Annotated in this window: 1 protein-coding gene; it reads left to right on the plus strand. The window is 67.4% G+C overall.

The window, feature by feature from the left end:
* The coding region (locus Plo01_RS39760; RefSeq protein ID WP_203895983.1) for a putative bifunctional diguanylate cyclase/phosphodiesterase at positions 1–1,152 on the plus strand (1,152 nt) is incomplete at both ends.

Raw genomic sequence — 1,152 nt, forward strand, 5'->3', positions numbered from 1 at the left:
GCGCCCGCGCTGCTGCTGCTGGATCTCGACGGCTTCAAGGACGTCAACGACACCTACGGCCACCCGGTCGGCGACGAGCTGCTCACCGTCGTGGCCCGCCGCCTGCGCACCCTGACCCCCGACGGGCAGATCCTGGCCCGCCTCGGCGGCGACGAGTTCGCCGTCGTGCTGCCCGGCGCCGATCTGGAGCAGGCGCTGGCCGCCGCCGAGGAGGTGCTGGCCGCCGTACGCGAGCCGTACCTCATCGACGGCCGCGAGCTGTATGTGACCACCAGCATCGGCGTGCTCGCCGATTCGGCCGCCCCCACCGCCAGCGACGCCCTGCGTGATGCCGATCTGGCGTTGTATGCGGCCAAGGCGGCGGGCAAGAACCAGATCGCCGTCTTCGACTACACCTTGCGGGCGGAGCGGTTGCATCATGCCGAGATCGCGGCGGGGTTGCGGCAGGCGCTGGCGCAGGGGGAGTTCTCGCTGGCCTATCAGCCGGTGGTGAATTTGGCCTCGGGGCGTATTTATGCGGTGGAGGCGTTGTTGCGGTGGTTGCCGGCCGGTGGGCGGGCGGTGCCGCCGGATGTGTTCATTCCGGTGGCGGAGGACACCGGGTTGATCGTGGAGATCGGGCGGTGGGCGTTGGAGCGGGCGTGTGCCGATGCCAAGCGCTGGCATGAGCGTCATGGCATCGCGGTGACGGTGAATGTGTCGGGGCGGCAGTTGCGGGAGCGGAGTTTCCGGGAGACGGTGCTGGAGATTTTGACGCGGCATGCGTTGCCGCGTAATGCGTTGACGTTGGAGGTGACCGAGAGCATGTTGCTGGCGACCAGTCCGGCGGAGACGCAGCGGATTGTGGATGTGCTGGCGGATCTGCGGGCGCATGGGGTGCGGATCGCGTTGGATGATTTCGGTACGGGGTATTCGTCGTTGGCGTATCTGCGGACGTTGCCGGTGGATATTTTGAAGATCGATCGTTCGTTCACGGCGCCGTTGACGGGTGTTGATCATCGTCAGGCGCGGGCGTTCACCAAGGCGATCGTGGAGTTGGCGGCGAGTTTGAATCTGGCCACGGTGGTGGAGGGGGTGGAGTCGCGGGAGCAGGCGGGGGTGTTGCAGCAGATGGGGTGTCCGCTGGCGCAGGGCTACCTGTTCTCCCCGCCC

This window comes from Planobispora longispora (assembly GCF_016863135.1).
Taxonomy (GTDB): domain Bacteria; phylum Actinomycetota; class Actinomycetes; order Streptosporangiales; family Streptosporangiaceae; genus Planobispora; species Planobispora longispora.